3 protein-coding genes are annotated in these 2,931 nt (G+C 72.8%); 2 read left to right on the top strand and 1 reads right to left on the bottom strand.

Features of this window, described 5'->3' with window-relative positions; all coding sequences use genetic code 11:
• The coding region (locus tag AC1DY2_RS18075) for an NAD-dependent epimerase/dehydratase family protein (RefSeq protein WP_476763670.1) at nt 1-726 on the top strand (726 nt) is incomplete at its 5' end.
• A gap of 7 nt (nt 727-733) precedes the next feature.
• Here AC1DY2_RS18075 and AC1DY2_RS18070 read toward each other — a convergent pair.
• A complete protein-coding gene (locus AC1DY2_RS18070) occupies nt 734-1,465 on the bottom strand; it encodes a MazG family protein (RefSeq protein ID WP_476763671.1) in 732 nt (243 codons plus the stop codon).
• A gap of 254 nt (nt 1,466-1,719) precedes the next feature.
• On the opposite strand from AC1DY2_RS18070, the gene nhaA reads away from it, so the two are divergent.
• Complete coding sequence (nhaA, locus tag AC1DY2_RS18065; RefSeq protein WP_476763669.1) at nt 1,720-2,928, top strand: Na+/H+ antiporter NhaA; 1,209 nt, start codon at nt 1,720-1,722, stop codon at nt 2,926-2,928.
• Nucleotides 2,929-2,931 lie beyond the last annotated feature (3 nt).

Below are 2,931 nucleotides of genomic sequence, written 5' to 3'. Positions count from 1 at the left end.
ATCCTCGACGCCGGCGGCGAACCGGTCGCCATGGACGCACTCGATCCCGCCTCCGTCGCCGAGGCCATCGCCGCGGCGCGTCCCGACGCGATCGTGCACCTGCTCACCGACCTGTCGGGTCGCGACTGGGCGGGCAACGCGCGCCTCCGCGTGGAGGGCACCGCGAACCTCGTCGACGGCGCACTCGAGGCCGGCGTGGACCGGATGATCGCCGAGAGCGTCTCCTGGCGGTACGAGCCGGGCGAACGACCCGCGACCGAGGACGAGCCGGCAGCCGTCGACCCGGTCACGGGCGGCCCCGTCTACGCGCCCGTCGAGTCGCTCGACCGGGACCTCGCGCGGATGCCGCACGGCACCGTGCTGCGATACGGGCTCCTCTACGGGGCGGGCACCTGGTACGCGCCCGACGGCATGCTCACGCGCGAGGCGGGAGCGGGCCGCGTGGTGGCGACGACCGATCACACGAGCTGGATCCACGTCGACGACGCCGTGGCGGCGACCGTGCTCGCCCTCGACTGGCCGGCCGGCGCGGTGAACGTGGTCGACGACGACCCCTCCCGACTGGCCGACTGGGGTCCGGTGCTCGCCGAGCGGGGCGGCTACACGAGTGACGCGCTCGAACTGGTGGCCGGCGCCCCGGGGCGTGCCGCCGACAACCGCCTCGCGCGCTCGCTCGGCTGGACGCCGTCGCACCCGACGTGGCGCGACGGGCTCGGGCTCGACTGAACGCGACTCAGCGGTCGGCGTCGGCCTCGGCGCGGTCAGCTTCGGCCGCGGCGCGGTCGGCGTCGGCCGCGGCGCGCTCGGCCGCACGCACCTCCCCCTCGAACCCGCGCACGGCGTGCCGTAGGGCCCGCTCGGCGTCGAGTCCCTGCGAGCGAGCGGATGCCACGAGCGAGAACAGCAGGCGACCCAGCTCGTCCTCCGTGGCGGGCGCGACGGGCGCCGCGGCATCCGGAACCGGCTCGACGACCACCCCGGCCTTCTCGGCCTTGCCGATCACCTTCTGCGCCAGGGCCAGTGCGGGCATGCCGCGTGGGATCCCGTCGAGCACGCTCGTGCGGTGCGGCTTCTCGTCGGCCTTGAGGTCCTCCCAGAACGACACCACGTCGTCGGCCGTCTCGGCGGTGCGGTCGCCGCCGAAGACGTGCGGATGCCGCGACACCATCTTCGCGGTCATGTGCGCCGCGACGTCCTCGATGTCGAAGTCCTCGCCGGGCGTGTGCGCGGCGATGTCGGCGTGGAACAGCACCTGGTAGAGCACGTCGCCGAGCTCCTCGATCATCTCGTCGCGGTCGCCCGACTCGATCGCGTCGATGAGCTCCCAGCTCTCCTCGACGAGGTACTGCACGAGGCTCTCGTGCGTCTGGTCGGCGTCCCACGGGCAGCCGCCGGGGGCGCGCAGCAGTGCGACGGTGCGGATGAGCTCGTCGAGCGCCGAGGCATCCGCCGGCCCGGCTCGCATCGGTTCGGGTGTGACGGCCTGCGGCCCGTTGCGGATGTCGCCCACGCTCGCTCCCTCCGGCGGCCGCCGAATCCCCGACGCGCCGTCTCCGCCATGCTAGGCGCTGCGAGAGGGCGCCTCGATAGGATTGGCGGCGGAGTGCCGGGAAGGCTGGTCGGCCGACGTCGAACGTCGTCGCCCCCTTCCGCGCCCGGCAAGTCGTACCGCACGTACTGCACCGCCGTGGCACCGAGACTTCACCGACAGGGAGTCGCATGAACGTCCTCCGCTCCGAACGATTCGCCGCCGCGCTGCTCCTCGTGGCGGCCGTGCTCGGCCTCGTCATCGCCAATCTCCCGATCGGCCCCGCCGCGGTCGACCTGAAGAACGCGCACCTCGAGATCCCGTGGCTCCGACTCGACCTGTCGRCGGGCCACTGGGTCAGCGACGGGCTGCTCGCGATCTTCTTCTTCATCGTCGCCGTCGAGCTCAAGCGCGAGCTCGTCATCGGCGAGCTGAACTCGCTGTCGAAGGCGCTGCTGCCCGCGATCGCCGCCGTCGGTGGCGTGGTCGTTCCGGCCGGCATCTTCCTCGCCTTCACGGCGGGCACCCCGACGGTCGACGGCTGGCCGATCCCGACCGCGACCGACATCGCGTTCGCGCTCGGCGTGCTCGCCGTCTTCGGACGGTTCCTGCCCACCCGCGTGCGGGTGTTCCTGCTCGCGCTCGCCGTGCTCGACGACCTCATCGCGATCCTCATCATCGCGTTCTTCTTCACGACCGACGCCAACCTGGCTGCACTGGGCTTCGGCGTCATCGCCATCACCCTGTTCGGCATGGTCTCGAGGCTCATGAAGCCGAGGTCGGGCTGGATCCTCTCGCGTCGGCCGCAGTGGCCGATCATGGCGCTGCTCATCGTGCTGGGCGTGCTCGCCTGGTACTTCGTGTACCAGTCGGGCGTGCACGCGACGATCGCGGGCGTGGCGCTCGGCCTCGTCATGGCCCGGCGTCCGGCCGGGCGCGCGGCGCACGCGCTCGAGCCCTGGTCGAACGGAGTGATCCTGCCGCTGTTCGCCTTCACCGCGGCGATGGTGCCGGTGCCGCAGGTGTCGCCGAGCGAGCTCGACCCGGCGTTCTGGGGCATCCTGGTGGGCCTTCCGGTCGGCAAGGTCGTGGGCATCACCCTCGCCGGGCTCATCGGCGGACTCATCGCCCGCCCGAAGCCGGGCACCACGCCCCTCACGTTCGGCGACCTGGTGGTGGTGTCCGCGCTCGGCGGCATCGGCTTCACGGTCTCGCTGCTCATGAACGAGCTCGCGTTCGCCGGGCTCCCCGACGTGGCCGACGAGGGCACCCTCGCGGTGCTGCTCGGGTCGGGCATCGCGATCGTGCTGTCGGCGGTGTTCGTCACGATCCGCTCGCGGCAGTACCGGCGCCGGGGCGCGGCGTCGGGCGCGGGCGGCGGCGGCACCTTCGCGCACTGAGGC

The sequence above is a fragment of the Agromyces sp. P1_H4 genome (genome assembly GCF_056405255.1).
Note: the sequence above shows the minus strand (reverse complement) of the source record. Positions and strands in the feature narration are given on the sequence as shown.